We start from the raw sequence: 18,712 nt of genomic DNA, 5'->3' as shown, positions 1-18,712 counted from the left end.
GTCTAATTAGCAGTCATAGGCCAGGAGGTGCATCTTGGTTACCGTCTGAAGTGACGGTCGGCTGTGTTTTGAGGGTCGGGTGTGGGAGATCATCCCTTCTTGCCAGGGTTTTCACACCGTAGACTATTACGACGAGTATGACAAAGGCCCACAGAGTACCGGCATAGAAGAAAATATCTGTTCGGAGTGTCCCCTCGAAGGTTTGCAGCGTGAAGTTCGTCCAAGAGTGTAGCAAGATGCTTGCAAGGATACTCCCCCCAGTGCCGTTATGTATCCAGGTGAATGCGACAGAGAGTGCGACGACGCCGATCATGAATAGCCAGAAACCTATTGTCAAAAACCCAACAGCGTCGTGCTGGTTTGTCCCTTCAATAAGAAAGAGTGGGAGGTGCCAGGCTGCCCAGAAAACTCCCAAAACCAATCCGGCAGCTAACGCGGTCCGTGTTAGTTGGAGTTGGTCCAGTGCATAACCACGCCAGCCTAACTCTTCGAGGACCGGTGGTAGTGTCGAAAAGAGTAGTGTTGGGAGGAACGCAGCTGGATTAGATGTCAGTTGTGATACCCAATCGGCCACAAAGTAGCCGGTGCCGCCCAACAATATATCGATACCTGCTGCAATGGCGAATAGTATCGGTGCGTACAAGAAGACTGCAAGATACCACTGAATGCCGATCCGACGGATGTTCGTGACACGATCCCAGAAGTCCTGCTGGGCACTTTCGGTATACAGCAACTTCATGAGGGTAACTCCGGTGATACCTGGCCCGAGGAGCCCGAGGAGGAGTAACAGGAGCCCAAGAGCGTTATCGAACGCGAGGTCGAAGATAATCGCCGGTATCCAGAATGCCCATGTGAAAGCGAACGTTATTGCAAAGAATATCCAGGGGTTCGACAATTGAATATTGGTTTTACCAATCGTGTGGCCTATTGTTTTTTCCATTATGAATTTTTACATCTCGAGGACGGTTAAGCTAGCCGAAAATTCGTGTAAGCCCCAATTTATGAGTGGATGAGCAACTCAGTATTGCTGAACAGATCCTCATACTCAGAACACCGTTTTTGACAGTAATCAGAGAGACAAAGCGCTGAACGGATAACTGCACCACCTCTACTGAGCGTTCGATGCTCCGCATTGATCACGTTCAGACTCGTGCGACATTCGTGCGCTGTATTCAGCACGACTCTCTCTCGACATTTCTATTAGTTAATGGAAGAGACGGCGATCTGTACGTAACGAGTCGGCCAGTTCAGATTCCCGTCCAGACCGAATAACGAAACCGTAGTACCGACGTCAGCTACGCCTCCGCGGGGAGCCGGTCGGCAATCGATCGGACCGCCTCGAGTCCCTGTATCTCGCCCTCCCGCTCCGGAAGCGTCACGACCTCGAGATCGGGAAACGTCTCGCGAATCTCGTCGACCCGCCGTTCGTGGCGCTCGTACCGCGACCGACAGCGCGAACAGTCGTCCTCGGGATCCTCGAAGACGCGGTTCACGACGAGGCGATCGACCCGGACTCCGGCCTCCCGGAGTTTCTCGACGAGGCGTTCGGATTCGGCGATCGCCATCCCTTCGGGCGTGAGGACGACCCGAAACTCCGTCCGCTCGGTGTCGAGCAGCAACTCCCGAGAGCGCTCGAGACGATCCCGGAACGCCTCGAGGTCGGCCCCATCGTCGCTCCCACCGAACATCGACATCGGGCCCAGTACCGCCGAACGGGCGGCGGTGCCGATCCGCCTGGCCTGCCCGCGTAGCGAGCCGAGCGTCTCGAGGAACGGGCCCGCCACCGCGGGCGTGTCGAACAGCCGCAGCGTGTGGCCCGTCGGCGCGGTGTCAAAGACCACGACGTCCCAGTCGCCCGAGTCGACGTACTCCACCAGAAGGTCCAGTGCGGCGATCTCGTCGCCGCCCGCGGGCGTTCCGGCGGCGAAGATCCGCTCGACCTCCTCGTCGTCGAGCCGAATCCCCGCGCTGCGCAGGTCGGCCGCGAGCGCCCGCGCGAGCTCCTCGTAGCGCTCCTGGCGTGTCTCGGGGTCGATTTCGGCGGCCCAGAGGTCGGCCGCGTCCTCGAGTTCGGGCGCTCCCCTCGAGTCGGTCTCGAGGGCGGGTTCTGGTCCTCGCTCGAGTTTTCGGGGCTCGGGACCAAGATCGGCCTCGAGGGAGTCCGACAGCGAGTGTGCGGGATCCGTCGAGACGACGAGCGTCTTCCGTCCGCCGTCGGCCAGTTGGGTCGCCGTCGCGGCCGCGCAGGTCGTCTTCCCGACGCCGCCCTTGCCGCCGTAGAAGATACAACGTGTCATTCGAACTCGAGTACCGGAGCCGCGACCCTAAGTACCCGGTCACGCAGCCGTGACAGTCCCGGTAGCGGAGAGGTTCCGCCGAGGATCGAAACGACCGCCGCTCAGAGGTCGACCCGGTCGAACCGGTAGAGCGCGACGGCGATCGGGACGACGATCCAGAACACCAGGATCAGGAGTGCGAACCAGTCCTGCAGGAAGAAGGGGAGTTCGCCGCCGAACATCTCCTCGTTGAGCTGGGCCTGGAGCTCGATCATATCGGTATCCGTGACCAGCGTCAGCGTTCGGCCGTAGGCCTCCCCGGGATCGAGGTTCACGACGAAGTACACCCAGTCGGGGAGGCGCTCGAGTTCGACCTCCTGGCCTTGCATTTCGGTCGTGTAGCTGATCGTCTCGAAGAGGGGGATTCCTCGCTCGGCCAGCAGCGACGCGACCGACGTCAGCGCGTTCCAGACGACGTAGAAGAGGATGAAGACGCCGAACATTGCCGCGCCGGCGATCGTCGTCGACCGGGTCAGCGAGGATAGAGAGACGGCGATACTGGTGTAGGCGATCCCATAGAGGATCGAGACTGCGAGCAGGCCGACGTAGTCGCCGACGTCGAACCCGCCGAGCAGGACGGCGACGACGGCCGCGGCGAGGACGAACCCGATGGTAAGCGACAGCGACAGCACCGCCGAGCGTCCGATGAGCTTCCCGAGCAGCACGTCCTTGCGCGAGTGGGGCAGAGAGAGGAGGATCTTGATGCTGCCCGACTCGCGCTCGCCGGCGATGGCCTTCCAGCCCAGGATCAGCGCGATCAGCGGGATGATCAGCCGCGTGATCTCGCTGACGAAGCCGACGAGTACGTCCGTCGTCGCCCCCTGTGCGGCGAGGTCCTCACCGAAGTACGAGACGACGCCCGTCGTCGCGACCAGCAGCGTGAAGAAAAAGAGACTCAGTCCCCAGAACAGCCACGAGCGGACCGAGTCCTGGAAGTCCTTCTTCGCGACGGCACGGACGCTCTCGAGGGTGATCGAACTCGAGGGCGCCGTCGTCCCGCGGTCGGCCGTTCCGGTTTCCGTCTCGGACTCGGTACTCATCGGGCACCCACCTCCGTCGTATAGGACTGGAAGACCTCCTCGAGCGACGCCTCGGAGGTCGAGAAGTCGCGAACCTCGAGGCCTTGGTTCTCGAGTTCCGAGAGTACGTCCGTCTTCGAGCCGTCGACCCGGACCGCGAGCGTCGGCGGCGCCTCGCTCTCGACGCTCGCTTCGGAGACGTCGGGCAGCGAGCGGACCGCCTCGATGGCGTCGTCGTCGAGCCGATCGACGGTGACCCGCAACACCGTCCCGTCGCTGACCGACTCCCGCAGTCCCGCGACCGAGTCGACGGCGACCATCTCGCCCTCGCGAAGGATGCCGACGCGGTCGCAGACGGCCTCGACCTGCTCCATGATGTGACTCGAGAAGAAGACCGTCGCGCCCCGTTCGCTCTCCTGGCGGACGATCTCTCGCATTTCACGGGCGCCGTTGGGGTCCAGTCCCGTCGAGGGCTCGTCCAGGATGAGGAGTTCGGGGTCGCCGACCAGCGCCATCGCGAGCATGAGCCGCTGGGCCATCCCCTTCGAGTATCCGCCGGCCTTCTTGTCGATCGCGTCGGCCAGATCGACCCGCTCGAGCAGCCGTTGGGGATCGTCGTCGACGCCCTTCGAGTCCATCGCGAACTCGAGGTGTTGCCGGGCGGTGAGTCGTTCGTAGGTCCGGTACCCCTCGGGGAGCACCCCGGTCCGCGATCGGATCTCGCGGCTGTGGGCCTGTGCGTCGAGCCCGAGCACCTCGACTCGTCCCGCCGTCGGACGGACGAAATCCAGGAGGACGTTGATCGTCGTCGACTTGCCGGCCCCGTTCGGACCGAGGAAGCCGAACACCTCACCCTCCTCGACCTCGAAGGAGAGATCGTCGAGCGCGAGGGTCTGACCGTACGTCTTGGTCAGCCCGTCGACCGTGATAGCGGGCATGGTTGGTGGCCGAGTGAAGACACCGTTTCCCGATAAGGATTGCCACTCGGAGTAATATTCATTTCCGTGACAGTGAAAAATGCCGAATCAGATCGGCTCGCCGGGATCGTAGTTCGACGCGGTCCGATCGACTTCCGTCGCGTACCGGTCGCGGGTCTCCTCGTCCGCGACGGCCTCGAGCTGATCCGACGAAAGCTCCTTCGCGGCCGTGACGTCCGATGCGGCCGACGCCGCCAGCTCCCGACGGTAGATCGACTCGCCGTCGGGCGTCGCGTACGTCAGCGTCACCAGTCCCTTGTCGTCGTACTCGCGTTCGACCAGCCAGCAGCGGATCTCCTCGCTCATACCCCGTTCTGGTGGATCCAGCACCGAGAATGTACCGCGTCCGCTTCGGCGGTCGGCTCGAGCCGACCCCGAGTCGGAGCGAGCGACGAGCCCGCCGTCCGTCGACCGCGAGGAGTCAGGCTGAAACCCCCCGCCGCCCTAGGCCCGCCGATGAACGCCGAGGGGGTTCGCGAGCGCGCGACGTCGTTACCGCGGGAGCCGGGCGTCTACCAGTTCCGGGCCGACGGGACGACGCTGTACGTCGGGAAGGCGGTCGATCTCCGGAGCCGGGTTCGATCCTACGCCGACCCGCGAAGCGCCCGCATTCGACGGATGGTCGACCGCGCCGACGGGATCGAGATCGCGGTCACCGACACCGAGACGCAGGCGCTGTTGCTCGAGGCGAACCTCATCAAGCGCCACCAGCCGCGGTACAACGTCCGGCTGAAGGACGACAAGTCCTACCCGATGGTCCAGCTTACGGACCACGAAGCCCCGCGGATCGAGATCACGCGTGACCCCGACGAGTCCGCCACGGTGTTCGGTCCCTACACGAGCAAGCGCCAGGTCGAGGTCGTCGTCAAGGCGCTGCGGGAGACCTACGGCGTCCGGGGCTGTTCGGACCACAAGTATTCCGGGCGGGATCGGCCGTGTCTCGACTACGAGATGGGGCTCTGTACCGCCCCCTGCACCCGCGAGATCGACCTCGAGAGCTACGTCGAGGACGTCAGCGCCGTCGAACGGTTCCTCGAGGGCGAGACGGGAATCCTCGCCGACCCGCTGTGCCGGGAGATGGAGGCCGCCGCACAGGAGCAGAACTTCGAGCGCGCGGCGAACCTGCGGGATCGCCTCGAGACCGTCGAGGCGTTCCACGGCGAGGGCGGCGAGGCCGTCCAGTCGACCGGCGACGAGCGGGCCGTCGACGTGCTCGGCGTCGCCATCGAGGGTGGGGACGCCACAGTCGCCCGCCTGCGAGCCGAAAACGGAAAGCTCGTGGATCGAGATCGACACACGCTCGAGGCACCCGGCCCCGATCCTGGCGACGACGGAGTCGGGGGTGAGCCGGGAGGTGTTCCCGCCGTCCTCGCGGCGTTCATCGTGCAGTACTACGCCGAACGAGAGCTGCCGGACGCCCTCCTGCTCCCCGAACGTCACAGCGACGACGAGGTCGGAGCCTGGCTCGAGGCCGAGGGCGTCTCCGTGCGCGTCCCTGGCGCGGGCCGGGAGGCCAAACTCGTCGACCTCGCGCTGAAGAACGCCCGGCGCAACGTCGGCGGGCGCGACGAGTGCGCCATGCTCGCCGACGCCCTCGAGATCGAGTCGGCCGAGCGGATCGAGGGGTTCGACGTGAGCCACGCTCAGGGGAAGTTCGCGGTGGGAAGCGACGTCACCTTCGTCGACGGCAACGCCGAGAAGGCCGACTACCGACGGAAGAAGCTCACCGACGAGAACGACGACTACGCGAACATGAAGGCGTTGCTCGAGTGGCGCGCCCTGCGAGCCGTCGAGGGTCGCGACGACCGGCCCGACCCGGACCTGCTGTTGATCGACGGCGGCGAGGGCCAGCTCGAGGCGGCCCGCGACGCGCTGGCAGAGGTGGGCTGGAACGTACCCGCCGTGGCGCTCGCGAAGGCCGAGGAGCGCGTGGTGACGCCCGACCGGAGTCTGTCGTGGCCGGACGACGCGCCACACCTCCACCTCCTCCAGCGGGTTCGGGACGAGGCCCATCGCTTCGCGGTCCAGTACCATCAGACGATCCGCGACGACGTCTCGACGGTACTGGACGACGTCCCCGGGATCGGACCCGAGACGAGAAAGCGACTGCTCGGTCGGTTCGGCAGCGTCGAGAACGTTCGCGAGGCCAGTCCGGAGGACCTCCGGAGTGTCTCCGGAGTCGGCGAGAAGACGGCCGAAACGATCAAATCACGGCTGTAGCGGGGGCGTCAGTATCGGATCGCGGCGTCGAGGATTCCGGCGGTCTGGCCGAGCCCGACCGCGACGAGCCCGACGACCGCGATCGAATCGCTGGTCGCGGCGACGCCGACCGCATACGCGACCGCGCCGAGGGCGCAGGCCGCGGCCCCTCCGAGATAGATCCACGTTCCCTTCGGGACGCGCCGTCCCGTGTCGACGAAGCCGACGGCCGGGAGGAGCATCCAGCCGAACAGCGCGATCGCCTGGAGGGGATCGGCGACCGACTCGAGCAGGAATCCCGCCGTTCCACACAGCGTCACGAACAGGCCGACGACGATGAGACGCCACCAGACGAGCAGCGTTCCGCGCCGCATGTCCGACCGACCAGTCACGGCGAACACGGCCAGCAGCGTGCTCATCACGACGTGTGCGATGAACAGCGTCCGAACGGCGACGGCACCGAGGTGCGCTGCGACGACGAACGTCCAGGCGAGCGGTACCAACACCGGCGGTCCGAGTTCGCGGGCGCGACGGAGCACGGTGGAGAGTCGTGTCCCGCCCGTATGAACCATCGGGCCTCGGGCGGTGGACCGCGAGGGTGTCGGTCCTGACGATCGGGGGTCGTTCGATCCGGGGACAGGGTTTTGCGCTCCGGCCCCGATTGGTACTACGTGTCTAACGACGACTCGATCGACGACCTGCTCGACGAACTCGACAGCCACGGCGACCTCGAGGCCGCAGAACAGCTGCTGTCGATCCGAATGGAGAAACGACGGTACGGAAAACCGGTGACGATCGTCGAGGGGTTCGACCTGCCGGAAGCCGAGGTCAAATCGATCGCCTCCGATCTCAAATCCTCGGTGGGAACCGGCGGCACCGTCGACGAGGGGCGAATCGAGCTCCAGGGTGACCACCGCGACCGAGCGCCTGATCTCCTTCGCGAACACGGGTTCGACGTCGAAACGTAACCGGGGTTGTACCGGTGCAACTCGAGTTGCGAGTACAGCTTTGGTCCTCGCTACCGTAGCGCGCGGCATGGAGATCAGACCGGCGACGGCCGACGACCGCGAATCGCTTCGCGAACTCGCCCGCGAGACCTGGCACGACACCTACGACGAGCTCTCGAGTGAGGTCGTCGACGAGACGATCGACGACTGGTACGGCAACGACGAACTCGAGCGGGCGCTCTCGGAGCCCGGAACGGCGGTGCTCGTCGCCGAGACCGACGGCGAGATTGCCGGGTTCACCCACGGCGTCGTGCAGGGCGAGGAGGGCGACGTCCTGCGGATGTACGTCCATCCGGATCATCAGCGCGAGGGGGTCGGCACGGCGCTCCACGATCGACTCCGCGAGGATCTCGAGGACTTCAACATGAGCCGGATGCGGGCGATCGACCTCACCTCGAACGAGGGTGGTCGGGCGTTCTACGAGGAACTCGGCTTCGAGCGAACCGGGGAGGGCGAGGTCGAGATCGGCGGCGAGTCCCGCCGGGAAGTTGTCTACACGCTCGAGCTGTAGCGGTACCGCGGCCGGTTAAAAGTGTGCTTGCATGCTCACCGGACGGATGGAAGTAGCGGGTCGGCATGAGGGTGTGAAGAACCCACACAATGAGCACGAAAGCGCCCACCGAAGCGGACATTCTTCGGCCGATCAAGAACACGACGACGACGTACTTCCTCCTGTTCGGCGTCGCCGGCTTGGCGCTCCTGATCTTTCTGATCGGCTGGGCCTACCAGCTCGCCGAGGGGCTGATCGTTACCGGACTCTCGGACTGGGGGACGGGAGGCGGGGTCACCTGGGGCGTCTACATCGGGGCGTTCATCTGGTGGGTCGGGATCGCCCACGGCGGGATCATCCTCTCGGCGGCCGTCCGACTGCTGGGGATGGACCGGTACATGCCGGTCGCTCGGCTGGCCGAACTCCTGACCATCGCGGGGCTCTCCGCGGCGGGTTTTTTCATCCTCGTCCACATGGGTCGCCCCGACCGGATGGTGACGAGCGTCCTCGGTCACTACCACATCACCGTCCACGCGTCGCCGCTGGTGTGGGACGTGACCGTCATCACGGCGTACTTCGTGCTGACGGCGACGTATCTCGGACTCACGCTCAGGTACGACGTCTCCCGACTGGGCGACCAGCTGCCGAATCACTTCGAACCGATCTACAGGGGACTGACGATCGGCTACAGCGAGCGGGAGGACGAGATCGTCCAGCGGATGGTCTGGTGGCTTGCACTCGCGATCATCATCATGGCGCCGCTGTTGCTCCACGGGGGCGTGATCCCGTGGCTGTTCGCGGTGTTGCCGACGTACCCGATCTGGTTCGGCGGCGTGCAGGGCCCGCAGTTTCTCACCATCGCGCTGACCTCGGCGATCAGCGGGGTCATCCTGCTGTCGTTCGCCTTCCGCCGAGCCTACGACTGGGACCACATCATCACCGACGACGTCTTCCGCGGACTCCTGCTGTGGCTCGGCTTTTTCTGCCTGCTCTTTCTCTGGCTGCAGCTCCAGCAGAACGTGGCCGGCGGCTTCTTCCCGCCCGTGGATCTGGACGCCGCGGCGACCGCGCGGCTCGCACACCCGATCTACCTCCTCTCGATGGGACTGGTCTTCGGCGTCCTCGCGTACATCTTCGCACAGACGATCCGACCGGCGCTGTTCTCCAAGGGGCGAGCCATCGCCGCGGCTCTCCTCGTGCTGTTCGCGACGCTGATCGAGAAGGTGCTGTTCGTCGTCGAGGGATTCTTCCATCCCAGCTTCGAGATCTACGGGGCCACGCCGGGGACGTACTTCCCGAGCCTGATCGAATTCTCCTCGATTACGGGAACGATCGGGATGGTCGTTCTCTTCTTCCTGGGCGTCGCGAAGGTCGTCCCGGTCGTCGAACTCCACGCGATCGAACACCTCCGCGGCGATCGCGGCGAGCACGAGGCCCGTCCCGAACGCGCCGACCGCGCCGAACACGAGTGAGGGCTTCCCGGACCGCGGTGTGAAACCTGTTCAGAACTCCTCGGCCGGTGGTGCGATCCCCTCGTCCTCGGTTTCGAGAGCGAACTCCTCGCGCACCTCTCGAATCCGATCCCGGATGTCAGCCGCCAGTTCGAACTCGAGGTTTCCTGCCGCCTCTTCCATCCGATCCTCGAGCTCCGCGATGTAGCGGGCGGCCTCGTCGTCGTCCTCGAGTTCGCGACCCGACACCTCGGTCGTGTCGGTCTTGCTTCCGGGCAGATTCGTCTCGCCGACCGCCTTGTCGATCGTCGTCGGCTCGAGGCCGTGTTCCTCGTTGTACTCCTGTTGGATCTCGCGACGCCGACGGGTCTCCTCGATGGCCGACTCCATCGCGTTCGAGGGATCGTCGGCGTAGAGCACGACCTCGCCGTTGACGTTTCGTGCCGCGCGTCCCATCGTCTGGACGAGCGTCGTCTCCGAGCGCAGGAACCCCTCCTGGTCGGCGTCCAGGATACCCACGAGCGAGACCTCGGGAATGTCCAGGCCCTCCCGAAGGAGGTTGATGCCGACGAGGACGTCGATCTCACCCAGCCGAAGGGAGCGAATGATCTCGTGGCGCTCGAGGGTGTCAGTCTCGTCGTGCATGTAGGCGACGTCGACGCCGGACTCCTCGAGATACTCGGTCAGATCCTCGGCCATCCGCTTCGTGAGCGTCGTCACGAGGGTGCGCTCGTCGCGTTCGATGCGCTCGTCGATGCGGTCCATCAGGTCGTCGACCTGGCCGCTGGCGGGCGAGACCTCGATCTCCGGGTCGACGAGGTGGGTCGGCCGAACGATCTGTTCGACGATCTGATCGCTGTGCTCGCGCTCGTAGTCGCCCGGCGTCGCCGAGACGTACAGCGTCTGGTCGGTCTTCTCCTCGAACTCCTCGAACGTCAGCGGGCGGTTGTCGTACGCCGTCGGCAGCCGGAAGCCGTTCTCGACCAGCGAGTCCTTTCGGGACTTGTCGCCGGCGTACTGGCCCCGGACCTGGGGGAGAGTCACGTGGGATTCGTCGACCACCGTCAGGAAGTCGTCGGGGAAGTAGTCGAGCAAGGTGTAGGGCGCCTCGCCGGACTCCCGATCCGAGAGGTAGACCGAGTAGTTCTCGATTCCCGAACAGTAGCCCGTCTCCTGCATCATCTCGAGGTCGAACGTGGTTCGCTCCTCGATGCGCTGGGCGGCGAGCATGTCACCCTGGCGCTCGAAGTACGAGATTCGCGAATCGAGGTCGTCGCGGATCTCGTCCATCGCTCGCTCGAGTTTCGTCTCCGGGATCGAGTAGTGCTCGGCCGGGTGGACGAGCACGGCCTGCTGTTCGCCCTGGGTCTCGCCCTCGAGCGGGTCGACCTTCACCATGCGGTCGATCTCGTCGCCCCAGAGTTCGACGCGGACGGCGTAGCGGCCGTACATCGGGTAGATCTCGATCGTGTCGCCCCGCACCCGGAACGTGCCCTGCGTGAAGTCGACGTCGTTGCGCTCGTAGTTCAGGTCGACCAAGCGTTTGAGGAGGTCGTCGCGGCCGGTCTCCTCGCCGACCTCGAGTCGCATCGACATGTCGATGTAGTTTCGGGGGTCACCGAGGCCGTAGATAGCAGAAACGGAAGCGACGACGATGACGTCTTCCCGCGTCAGCAGCGATCGCGTCGCCGAGTGGCGCAGGCGGTCGATCTCGTCGTTGATCGAGGCGTCCTTGTCGATGTAGGTGTCAGTCTGCTCGACGTAGGCCTCGGGCTGGTAGTAGTCGTAGTAAGAGACGAAGTACTCGACGGCGTTCTCCGGGAAGAGATTTCGAAACTCCTCGTAGAGCTGCGCCGCCAGCGTCTTGTTGTGGGCGATCACGAGGGTCGGCTTCTGGATCTCTTCGATCGTCCACGAGACGGTGTTGGTCTTGCCCGATCCCGTCACGCCGAGCAGCGTCTGCTTGTCCGCACCTGACCGGAACCCCTCGGCGAGTTCCTCGATCGCCTCGGGCTGGTCGCCCGCGGGGTCGAACGGCGCGTCGACCTCGAACGGCTGGGCGGCCTCGGGACGGTCCGGCTGGAGGGGACCTCGAGAGTCACTCATCATCTGGATCAGGGACTCGAGATACTTGACGCGCTCGCATGCAACGCGCGGGCGCCCGCGAGCCTCGATCGATCCGCGGGGACCCGAAAGACTATGCCGAGAACGTGTAGTGGCAGTGATATGCCATCCAGACGCGCCGTGCTCGCGACGGGGGCGGCGACCGGACTGGCCGCCGTCGCGGGCTGTCTCTCGAGCCGGCACTCGTTCGGCACGCTCGAGACCGATCCGGACAGCTGGCGGCTCTCGCGGTTTGACCTGCAGAACACGGGCCACAACGCCGACGCGACCGTCCCCGACGATCCCGAGGAACGGTGGCGTGTGGAGCTCGAGTCGCCGGGTCGGGACGTCGCGGGACTCGTCGTCGGCGAGGACGTCGTCGTCGCGGGCAGCGAGGAAGAGGCGGACCGGAGCTTCGTTGCGCTCGAACGGGACAGCGGGGACGTTCGGTGGGAAGACGAGGACGCCGACGTCGCTGCGCTCGCGCTCGGCGACGAAACGGTGTACACGACGGCGGAGGACGGCGACGTCGCCGCATACGATCTCGAAGCGGGAGAGCGGAGCTGGGAGACCGCCAGAGCCAGCGGATCGACGACCCACGGCGTGTGGCTCCGCTTCGACGGCGAGACGCTCTACCGGGGGGACGACGGTCGCCTCACCGCGTACGACGCCGAGGACGGCGACGAACGCTGGCGCCTCTCGGGGTACGGGGCGAGCGCGATCGACGGCGATCGGCTGCTGCGGGGGAACGCCGGACTTACCGCGTACGAGTCCCCCACGGAATCGGTACGGTTCGACGACGGCGAGCCGGAGCCACGCTGGGAAGCGTCGGGTGGGGGTCACGGAACGTTCCCCGCCGTCTGGGAGGATCGGGTTCTCGTCGGCGCCCGCTACTGGCCGCTCGACGACGACTCCGCACGGCTGCAGGCCCATCGGCTCGACAACGGCGAGCTCGAGTGGGAACGCGAGTTCTCGGACGCGCACGTCGCCTCGCCGGTGATCGTCGGCGATCGGGCGGTCTTCCACGTCGGTCGCGGCGGCCGGGACGACGATCCCGACGGGCCGAGTACACTGGCGGCGGTCGACCGCGAGGGGACGATCGACTGGGAGCTCGAGACCGAGTGGGAGCGACCGATCCTGGCTGCCGCGGGGGAGACGCTTCTCGTCGGCGGTGACGCCGGCGACGTCGATCTCGTCGCGATCGATCCGACGGACGGCGAGCGTCGATGGGAACGCGATCTTCAGGGAGACAGCGTCCAGGTCGCCAGCGCGGCGTCGCTCGCGCCGGTCGACGGCGCACTGTTCGTGGGAACCGGACACAGCCACGTCGTCGCCTACGGCTGAGGAGACCGAGTCGAAGAGAACGGAACGGCTCGAATCGCTCGACGCGGAGCCGACGGTCGGCCCCGTCCTCTACCGATCAGCTAACACTGGTGGTCCGGCGCCGCCTTCTTCCCGTTAGCCGCGTCCTTGCCGTCGGCTGGACCCTTGTCCTTGCCGTCGGCCGCGTCTTTTCCGTTTGCGGCCTCCTTCTCGTTGACGCCGTTCTTTCCGTTAGCCGGCTCCTTCTCCTTGGCCGCGTCGTCGCCGACCTCGTCTTTACCCTTCTCGTCGACGTCTTTGTCGTTCTCTTTCTCGTCGATCTCCTTCTCGTCCTCTCCGTCAGCGTCTTTCTCGTCCTTTTCGTCGACGTCCTTCTCGTCGTCCTCGTCCTTCGGAGCCTCGTCCTCGTGGTCGGCTTCCGGCTCTTCCTCCTCCGCGTCAGCCGCCGGTCCGTCGACGACGAGCTCGACGGTGAACTCGCGATCGGCGAACTCCTCGGGCGGCTCGAGGTAGCCGATCGCGTACCCCGTCGTGATCGATTCCGCCTCGAGGTCGACGTCGAACGACGCTACCGCCTCTTCCTCGCCCGCCGGACGAACTGAGAGCGTGTATGCGCCGGCGGGGACGGCGAGGTACTCCGAGACGTCCTCGAACTCGACGCCCTCGACCAGCGGCTGCTCGTCGGCGTAGATGTCGACCGCGGGCGCGTCGGGCGAAAAGTGTGCCACGCGGACGAACGCCGCGTCGGCCTCGGCGTCCTCCGGCAGGGGCTCGGCGTCGACCAGGATCTCCGGACGGAACGTCTCGGCCTCGAGTTCGCCGATCGCCGCGATCGTGGCGAACCCCTCGGCGACCTCGACTTCGTCCTCGAAGACGACGGCCTCGGGATCGTCGGCCGCCGTGATCGCGACGGTGTAGGTTCCGGGCTCGAGTTCCAGGTACGGCGAGACGGCGCCGTAGGGAACGTCCGCGAGCACCTGCTCGTCGTCGACGAGGACGTCGACGTTCGGCGCGTCGGGCGAGAAGTGAGCGACGCGAACCGCGGCGGAAACGGCGGCCGGATCGTCGGCTGGGTCGTCGTCGGTCGCTCGCTCGTCGTCCTCGTGCTCGCCTTTCGCGAAGACGGCACCGCTCGTGATACTCAATCCGCCCGCTACAGCCATCGCTTTTAGCGTCGTGCGTCGTGATACGGACATATGCAACCGTGACCGGGGGGCAAGACGACAAAAAGCCGTCAGTCAGTACTCGAGACTCTCATCCGATTACTGACGGCGACGATCGAGTACGGTAACCCTACGGAGAGAAAACCCCTCGTACACGGTCAACGACCTCCGATCCGAACCGGGAGACGACGACCCGCCCTTGATAGCGGGGCTGATGTCTGGCCAACCGTTATGAGTCGGACCGTCGTGAGTTCGGGTATGGTTCAGGAACTGACGCAGGTCCGTGACGATCTCGAGAAGGCAGCCAAGACGGCAGACGACGACGGCCTCCGCGATGACATCCGCGAGCATGTCGACGCGTTCGAGGATTACACGATCGGCGACCACGAACCTGACCACGCGATCATGGACGACCACCTGAACGGACTGCGACAGCTCAGCGAGCGCGCAACCGGAGACACGAGTCAGCACGTCGACAGCGCGCTCGAGACCGCCGAGGAGTACCGCGAAGGTATCGACCAGGCCTGAACTACGCTCTCGCAGCGTTCGATCCGTAACGTCGACTCGGTGTCGACCCCGCCGAACACCTTCTCGAGCCCGTACTGCCCGAGCTGGCGACGGTGGCGCACACGCACCCGTCGACGGGCTCGAGAACGGTCGAATGACGTCGGCGGCATCGTCGGTGCTCGTTTCGCGACGGTCGTTCACGTTCTCGAGCAGCGTCTCGACGACGATTCCGCACCCGCCGCTGCTGCCAGCGACGCCGTCGATTCGCTACCGCAGGAGCGGGCCGAGCGGCGACGTTCCCTCGGGCGTCTCCTCGTCGAAGAAGCCCTCGACGCCGTCGAGCTCGAGGACGAAGTCGGCGCCGAACGCACCGGCGGGGGTTCGGAATCCCGCGTCCGCGTCGCTGGCGAGAACGCGTTCGGCGACCGTCACGGCGCCGTCGACGGTGACGACGTACGGGTCGGGCGTCCGCAGGCGGGAGACGACCCGCTCGCCGTCGTCGCCGTCGACCCGCGCCTCGCCCCAGACGTAGGCCGTCCCGCGCTCGCGGGTCCACTCGGCGGGCCCATCGCGGACCCCCGCCAGTTGCTTCAGAACCCATCGGACTGGCTTCGCCTCGAACAGCGGCGTGAGGTGCCGGTGGGATTTCAGCGCGAGCCGCGCCGGCTGGGGCAGCATGGCGTACATCTCGACGTTCGGGATCCCGGTGGTGTAGTGTGCCGTACAGATATCTCCCATCGGCATCGTCACCGCCGGGCGCTCGCCGCGACCGAAGTCGATCTCGCGGGTTCGCCAGGCCGTCGGCACGCTCTCGACGCGCCCGTCGCGGCGGACGGCCCCCTCGGTGTTCGCGCCCTCGAGGACCGTTCGAACGGTGCCGATCGACGGAATTCGAACCGAATCGACGCCGAGTGCGAGGCTCTCGGCCTCCGGCAGGCGGTCGGCGAGGTGGGCGGCCAGACAGTCCATCGGAATCGTCGACAGCGCGGCAGCCGGCAACAGCGTTACCCCGGCCGCTCGCGCCTCGTCGTCGCGGTCCTGTATCGACTCGATGACCGGAATCTCGCCGGTGATGTCGACGTAGTCCGTGCCGCTTCGCAGACAGCCCTCGACCAGCGGCTCGGCCGTGTTCGAAAACGGTCCGGCGCAGTTCAACACGCAGTCGACGTCCTCGAGTGCCTCGGCGACGACGTCCGGCTCCTCGAGCGAGAACCGTCGACCCGGCTGCTCGAGATCCGTGACCTGTTCGCGCAGCTGGTCCCGGTCGCGGCCGGCGAGGATCGGATCCAGTCCGCGGTCGATCGCGTCCTCGGCGACCAGACTACCGACGTATCCGTACGAGCCGTAGATCAGAAGCGATCCCATACACACGGAACCCCGACGGCGGAGTTAAACGGCGGGCCGGCAGGTGACGCTACGGTCCGTCCGCGGGCCGCCGATCACTCGAGGCGATCGAGGACGGCCTCCTTGTCGTAGGACAGCGACAGCGAACGCGATCGGCCCCGACCCTCGATGTCGGCGTAGTCGGCGTCGATCAGCCCGAGCTGATCGAGCTTGTTGACGATCTCGGAGTACCTCGTGTACCCCAACCCCGTCTCCTCGTGGAAGGTCTCGTACACCTCTCCAGCCTGTCCGCCGTCGTTGGTGGCGATGACCTCGAGCAGTGCCCGCTCGGTGTCCGACAGTCCCGAGAGGCTCCGGGAGAGGTTGATGTACTTCGACTTCTCGTAGGCCGCGTCGACGTCTTCCATCTCGACGGTTCGGCTCCCACGCATCTCGGCGTTGAGTCCCGCGCGGCGCAGGAGGTCGATTCCGACTCGGAGGTCGCCGCTCTCTGCCGTCCGGTCGGCGACGCGCTCGACGGTGTTCCGCGAGATAACGCCGTCGCGAAACCCCTTCCGGACCCGTTCGTCGAGGATGTCGACGATTTCGGGCTGGTCGTACACCGGGAAGTAGACCTCCTCGGGCCGGAACACGCTTTGTACCCGCGAGTCGAGCTCGTCGATGACCTCGAGGGTCGGATCGGAGGAGACGACGATGACACCGATCTTCGCACCGGGGTACTCCTCGTGGGCACGGAGCAGCGAGTACAGCGTGTCCGAGGCCTCGTTCTCGTAGAAGAGATAGTTGACGTCGTCGAGTGCGACGACCAACACGCGGTCGTCCTCGACGAGTTTATCGGCAATCTGGCCGAACAGCTTCTTGAACGAGATCCCCGACGACGGCGGTTCGTAGTCGAAGGTGCCCTCGAACAGCCGCGAAAACACCGAGTACCGCGTCGAGTTGACCTGGCAGTTGACGCGAATCGTCCGCACGTCGCTGGTCTGTGTCCCGACCTCGTCGAACAGCTTCTGGACCGCCGTGGTCTTTCCCGTTCCGGGCGGTCCCCGAACCATAACGTTCAGCGGGCGGGATCCGCGCACCGCCGGCCGCAGCGCGTATGTGAGGTTCTGCGTCTGCGTGTCGCGGTGTTTGAACGTCTCGGGTACGTAGTCGATCTCGAAGACGTGTTCGTCTCTGAACACGGATTCGTCCCACGACAACATCCCCTCCTCGGGGTCGTCAGCCATTACTTTCACCACGCTGTCGTAGTTACTTAGTTGTTTGCGAGGCAGGCTCCGTGTCCGGAACGTCCCCCCGCGAACACGTGTATTCGACCGCCTACTCCCTCGCCCGCGTTTTCGGTGCTGACACGAAGGGAGGAAATCTCGAGGTTCGTTTAACGGCCGTATAATGAAACGTCGTACACCGCAAGTAGCCACCAATGGGACCAGCTATCTCGTCGTGGCACACACGAGATCAGGCCGAGCGCCGGCAAGGCCTTCCTCTCGAGGCGGACGGCTACGACGCGAAGCGAGCGGCGCCGACCGTCCGGATTGGTCGGTCGAGCCACGCCGGTCGCGATCAACGGCGTTATGAGACACCAGTTCGTCGGTCACGAGAAACGTGTCGGAAGAGAAAACGCACCGCACAGCGCACACCGGTAGTATGAGTCACTCGAGTCCACAGCAGAACACGCGCTCGGTCTCGACCGGTGCCCAGCTTCTCCTGATCGTTGCCGGAATCGGGTTTCTCGTCGCCGGAATCGCACTCGCCGCAAGCGGATCGGGGATTGACGATGCAATTACCGGAGTAGACGACGAGGAAATCGAGGGGGAAACCCAACCGGACGAGCCGAGCGACGACGACGAGAGCGACGAGACTGAGACCGAGGACGAGGGCGGTGACGACGTAGACGAGAGTGATGACGACGCCGGGGAAGGCGATGCGGACGACGCTCCGGCTGACGACGGTGCCGACGATGCTGGAGACGATGACGCGGCCGACGATGCCGGAGACGACGACACCGACGACGCCCCGGCTGACGATGCCGGAGCTGACGATGATGCGGCTGACGATGCCGGAGCTGACGATGATGCGGCCGACGATGCCGGTGACGACGGCGCTGACGACGTCCCGGCTGACGACACCGGTGCGGACGACGTTGACGACGATGCGCCGTTCGATGACGACGTATTCGGTGACGACGACGCTGACGATGCCGACGATGCCGATGATGCCGACGCCGATGATGCCGACGCCGATGATGCCGACGACACCGACGACGATGATGATGACGACGACGACGATGATGACGATGATGACGACGGGAACTGGTTCGAATAACGCGGTAGCGTAGCGCGCTTCCTTTTCGCAGTCGAACGTCGAACGAAGAGTGATTTGACCCGAGAGTTCAGTTCTGCGTCTCGTTCGAGACGGGTGCCGTTTCTGAACGCAATTGCCACGCGGCCGAACACACCTCGGGGAAATCGTAGTGGATACGATCCGGAATCAAGGCCGAACTCGAGCGGGCGACCCGACGATCGGTCGTGGTCTTCGCGGCGCTCGAACGAGAACGAACGATCCGCAGACGGTTGTCGACGCCGGGGGGATCTCCGACAGCACTCGCCGAAACGGCTGTCGCAGCCCTCCCGAGAGAGCCGGCCGAGAGACACGGCTCGTCTCCGGGGCAGGTGATTGCTGCCGTGGAGTTGGCATCGATCCTTCGCGAGCCAGTAGCGCCTCCACGCGTCGAAACGGGATTGTCTCGAACGCGGCGCTCGTGCAGAACGTTGCAAAGAGAGTAGCATCGCTCCG

Annotated in this window: 17 protein-coding genes; 7 read left to right on the top strand and 10 right to left on the bottom strand. The window is 65.3% G+C overall.

What is annotated here, in order from left to right; genetic code table 11:
- Positions 1-13: 13 nt before the first annotated feature.
- From ACFEMD_RS10705 to ACFEMD_RS10685, 5 genes are all read right to left on the bottom strand, one after another.
- A complete protein-coding gene (locus ACFEMD_RS10705; RefSeq protein WP_394740995.1) occupies positions 14-940 on the bottom strand; it encodes a CPBP family intramembrane glutamic endopeptidase in 927 nt (308 codons plus the stop codon).
- A 355-nt stretch (positions 941-1,295) separates the two neighbouring features.
- On the bottom strand, positions 1,296-2,297 hold the full coding sequence (locus ACFEMD_RS10700; protein WP_394740994.1) for an ArsA family ATPase: 1,002 nt from the start codon (positions 2,295-2,297) through the stop codon (positions 1,296-1,298).
- A 101-nt stretch (positions 2,298-2,398) separates the two neighbouring features.
- Positions 2,399-3,376 (bottom strand): ABC transporter permease, encoded by a 978-nt coding sequence (locus ACFEMD_RS10695; RefSeq protein ID WP_394740993.1) that lies wholly within the window; start codon positions 3,374-3,376, stop codon positions 2,399-2,401.
- Positions 3,373-4,293 (bottom strand): ABC transporter ATP-binding protein, encoded by a 921-nt coding sequence (locus ACFEMD_RS10690; protein WP_394740992.1) that lies wholly within the window; start codon positions 4,291-4,293, stop codon positions 3,373-3,375. Before ACFEMD_RS10690 ends, ACFEMD_RS10695 begins: the two co-directional genes overlap by 4 nt.
- Positions 4,294-4,380: 87 nt before the next feature.
- Positions 4,381-4,638: a hypothetical protein gene (locus ACFEMD_RS10685; protein ID WP_394740991.1), complete on the bottom strand. Its 258-nt coding sequence runs from the start codon at positions 4,636-4,638 to the stop codon at positions 4,381-4,383.
- A 150-nt stretch (positions 4,639-4,788) separates the two neighbouring features.
- On the opposite strand from ACFEMD_RS10685, the gene ACFEMD_RS10680 reads away from it, so the two are divergent.
- Positions 4,789-6,552 carry an excinuclease ABC subunit C gene (locus tag ACFEMD_RS10680; RefSeq protein ID WP_394740990.1) on the top strand — a complete coding sequence of 588 codons (1,764 nt, stop codon included), beginning with the start codon at positions 4,789-4,791 and terminating at the stop codon, positions 6,550-6,552.
- Between the two features lie 8 nt (positions 6,553-6,560).
- On the opposite strand, the gene ACFEMD_RS10675 is transcribed toward ACFEMD_RS10680, so the two are convergent.
- Positions 6,561-7,070, bottom strand: coding sequence for a hypothetical protein (locus ACFEMD_RS10675; protein ID WP_394741052.1), 510 nt, complete (start codon positions 7,068-7,070; stop codon positions 6,561-6,563).
- A 132-nt stretch (positions 7,071-7,202) separates the two neighbouring features.
- Here ACFEMD_RS10675 and ACFEMD_RS10670 point away from each other — a divergent pair, with 132 nt between their 5' ends.
- The 3 genes from ACFEMD_RS10670 to nrfD all read left to right on the top strand — a co-directional run bounded on the left by ACFEMD_RS10670 (position 7,203) and on the right by nrfD (position 9,500).
- A complete protein-coding gene (locus ACFEMD_RS10670; protein ID WP_394740989.1) occupies positions 7,203-7,499 on the top strand; it encodes an SUI1 family translation initiation factor in 297 nt (98 codons plus the stop codon).
- 67 nt (positions 7,500-7,566) lie between these two features.
- A complete protein-coding gene (locus tag ACFEMD_RS10665; protein WP_394740988.1) occupies positions 7,567-8,049 on the top strand; it encodes a GNAT family N-acetyltransferase in 483 nt (160 codons plus the stop codon).
- Positions 8,050-8,138: 89 nt separating this feature from the next.
- The gene (gene nrfD, locus ACFEMD_RS10660; RefSeq protein WP_394740987.1) at positions 8,139-9,500 is read left to right on the top strand and encodes an NrfD/PsrC family molybdoenzyme membrane anchor subunit; all 1,362 of its coding nucleotides are present in this window, start codon (positions 8,139-8,141) and stop codon (positions 9,498-9,500) included.
- A gap of 30 nt (positions 9,501-9,530) precedes the next feature.
- Here the strand turns inward: nrfD and uvrB are convergent, their stop codons facing one another.
- Positions 9,531-11,585 carry an excinuclease ABC subunit UvrB gene (gene uvrB / locus ACFEMD_RS10655; RefSeq protein ID WP_394740986.1) on the bottom strand — a complete coding sequence of 685 codons (2,055 nt, stop codon included), beginning with the start codon at positions 11,583-11,585 and terminating at the stop codon, positions 9,531-9,533.
- Positions 11,586-11,705: 120 nt separating this feature from the next.
- Between uvrB and ACFEMD_RS10650 the strand changes: the two genes are divergently transcribed.
- Entirely contained in the window at positions 11,706-12,926 is a 1,221-nt protein-coding gene (locus tag ACFEMD_RS10650) for an outer membrane protein assembly factor BamB family protein (protein WP_394740985.1), read from the top strand.
- Between the two features lie 80 nt (positions 12,927-13,006).
- Here ACFEMD_RS10650 and ACFEMD_RS10645 read toward each other — a convergent pair whose 3' ends face one another.
- Positions 13,007-14,101, bottom strand: coding sequence for a DUF4397 domain-containing protein (locus tag ACFEMD_RS10645; protein ID WP_394740984.1), 1,095 nt, complete (start codon positions 14,099-14,101; stop codon positions 13,007-13,009).
- Positions 14,102-14,326: 225 nt separating this feature from the next.
- Here ACFEMD_RS10645 and ACFEMD_RS10640 point away from each other — a divergent pair, with 225 nt between their 5' ends.
- On the top strand, positions 14,327-14,596 hold the full coding sequence (locus ACFEMD_RS10640) for a DUF7553 family protein (RefSeq protein ID WP_394740983.1): 270 nt from the start codon (positions 14,327-14,329) through the stop codon (positions 14,594-14,596).
- Between the two features lie 246 nt (positions 14,597-14,842).
- Here the strand turns inward: ACFEMD_RS10640 and ACFEMD_RS10635 are convergent, their stop codons facing one another.
- Together ACFEMD_RS10635 and ACFEMD_RS10630 are read right to left on the bottom strand one after the other, a co-directional pair.
- Positions 14,843-15,940, bottom strand: a complete 1,098-nt coding sequence (locus tag ACFEMD_RS10635) for a saccharopine dehydrogenase family protein (RefSeq protein ID WP_394740982.1) — start codon at positions 15,938-15,940, stop codon at positions 14,843-14,845.
- A 74-nt stretch (positions 15,941-16,014) separates the two neighbouring features.
- Positions 16,015-17,145 (bottom strand): ORC1-type DNA replication protein, encoded by a 1,131-nt coding sequence (locus ACFEMD_RS10630; RefSeq protein WP_394740981.1) that lies wholly within the window; start codon positions 17,143-17,145, stop codon positions 16,015-16,017.
- 418 nt (positions 17,146-17,563) lie between these two features.
- On the opposite strand from ACFEMD_RS10630, the gene ACFEMD_RS10625 reads away from it, so the two are divergent.
- Positions 17,564-18,241, top strand: a complete 678-nt coding sequence (locus ACFEMD_RS10625; RefSeq protein WP_394740980.1) for a hypothetical protein — start codon at positions 17,564-17,566, stop codon at positions 18,239-18,241.
- Positions 18,242-18,712: the final 471 nt, after the last annotated feature.

Origin of the sequence: Natronococcus roseus (assembly GCF_043677095.1) — an archaeon.
Classification (GTDB): domain Archaea; phylum Halobacteriota; class Halobacteria; order Halobacteriales; family Natrialbaceae; genus Natronococcus; species Natronococcus roseus.
Note: the sequence above shows the minus strand (reverse complement) of the source record. Positions and strands in the feature narration are given on the sequence as shown.

Bases quoted from the DNA above. Each gene is read 5' to 3' on its own strand.
- ACFEMD_RS10680 (WP_394740990.1), top strand. From the start codon at position 4,789: ATGAACGCCGAGGGGGTTCGCGAGCGCGCGACGTCGTTACCGCGGGAG.
- ACFEMD_RS10685 (WP_394740991.1), bottom strand. From the start codon at position 4,638: ATGAGCGAGGAGATCCGCTGCTGGCTGGTCGAACGCGAGTACGACGAC.
- ACFEMD_RS10690 (WP_394740992.1), bottom strand. From the start codon at position 4,293: ATGCCCGCTATCACGGTCGACGGGCTGACCAAGACGTACGGTCAGACC.
- ACFEMD_RS10640 (WP_394740983.1), top strand. From the start codon at position 14,327: ATGGTTCAGGAACTGACGCAGGTCCGTGACGATCTCGAGAAGGCAGCC.
- ACFEMD_RS10705 (WP_394740995.1), bottom strand. From the start codon at position 940: ATGGAAAAAACAATAGGCCACACGATTGGTAAAACCAATATTCAATTG.
- ACFEMD_RS10625 (WP_394740980.1), top strand. From the start codon at position 17,564: ATGAGTCACTCGAGTCCACAGCAGAACACGCGCTCGGTCTCGACCGGT.
- uvrB (WP_394740986.1), bottom strand. From the start codon at position 11,585: ATGAGTGACTCTCGAGGTCCCCTCCAGCCGGACCGTCCCGAGGCCGCC.
- ACFEMD_RS10650 (WP_394740985.1), top strand. From the start codon at position 11,706: ATGCCATCCAGACGCGCCGTGCTCGCGACGGGGGCGGCGACCGGACTG.
- ACFEMD_RS10695 (WP_394740993.1), bottom strand. From the start codon at position 3,376: ATGAGTACCGAGTCCGAGACGGAAACCGGAACGGCCGACCGCGGGACG.
- ACFEMD_RS10700 (WP_394740994.1), bottom strand. From the start codon at position 2,297: ATGACACGTTGTATCTTCTACGGCGGCAAGGGCGGCGTCGGGAAGACG.
- nrfD (WP_394740987.1), top strand. From the start codon at position 8,139: ATGAGCACGAAAGCGCCCACCGAAGCGGACATTCTTCGGCCGATCAAG.
- ACFEMD_RS10635 (WP_394740982.1), bottom strand. From the start codon at position 15,940: ATGGGATCGCTTCTGATCTACGGCTCGTACGGATACGTCGGTAGTCTG.
- ACFEMD_RS10645 (WP_394740984.1), bottom strand. From the start codon at position 14,101: ATGTCCGTATCACGACGCACGACGCTAAAAGCGATGGCTGTAGCGGGC.
- ACFEMD_RS10630 (WP_394740981.1), bottom strand. From the start codon at position 17,145: ATGGCTGACGACCCCGAGGAGGGGATGTTGTCGTGGGACGAATCCGTG.
- ACFEMD_RS10665 (WP_394740988.1), top strand. From the start codon at position 7,567: ATGGAGATCAGACCGGCGACGGCCGACGACCGCGAATCGCTTCGCGAA.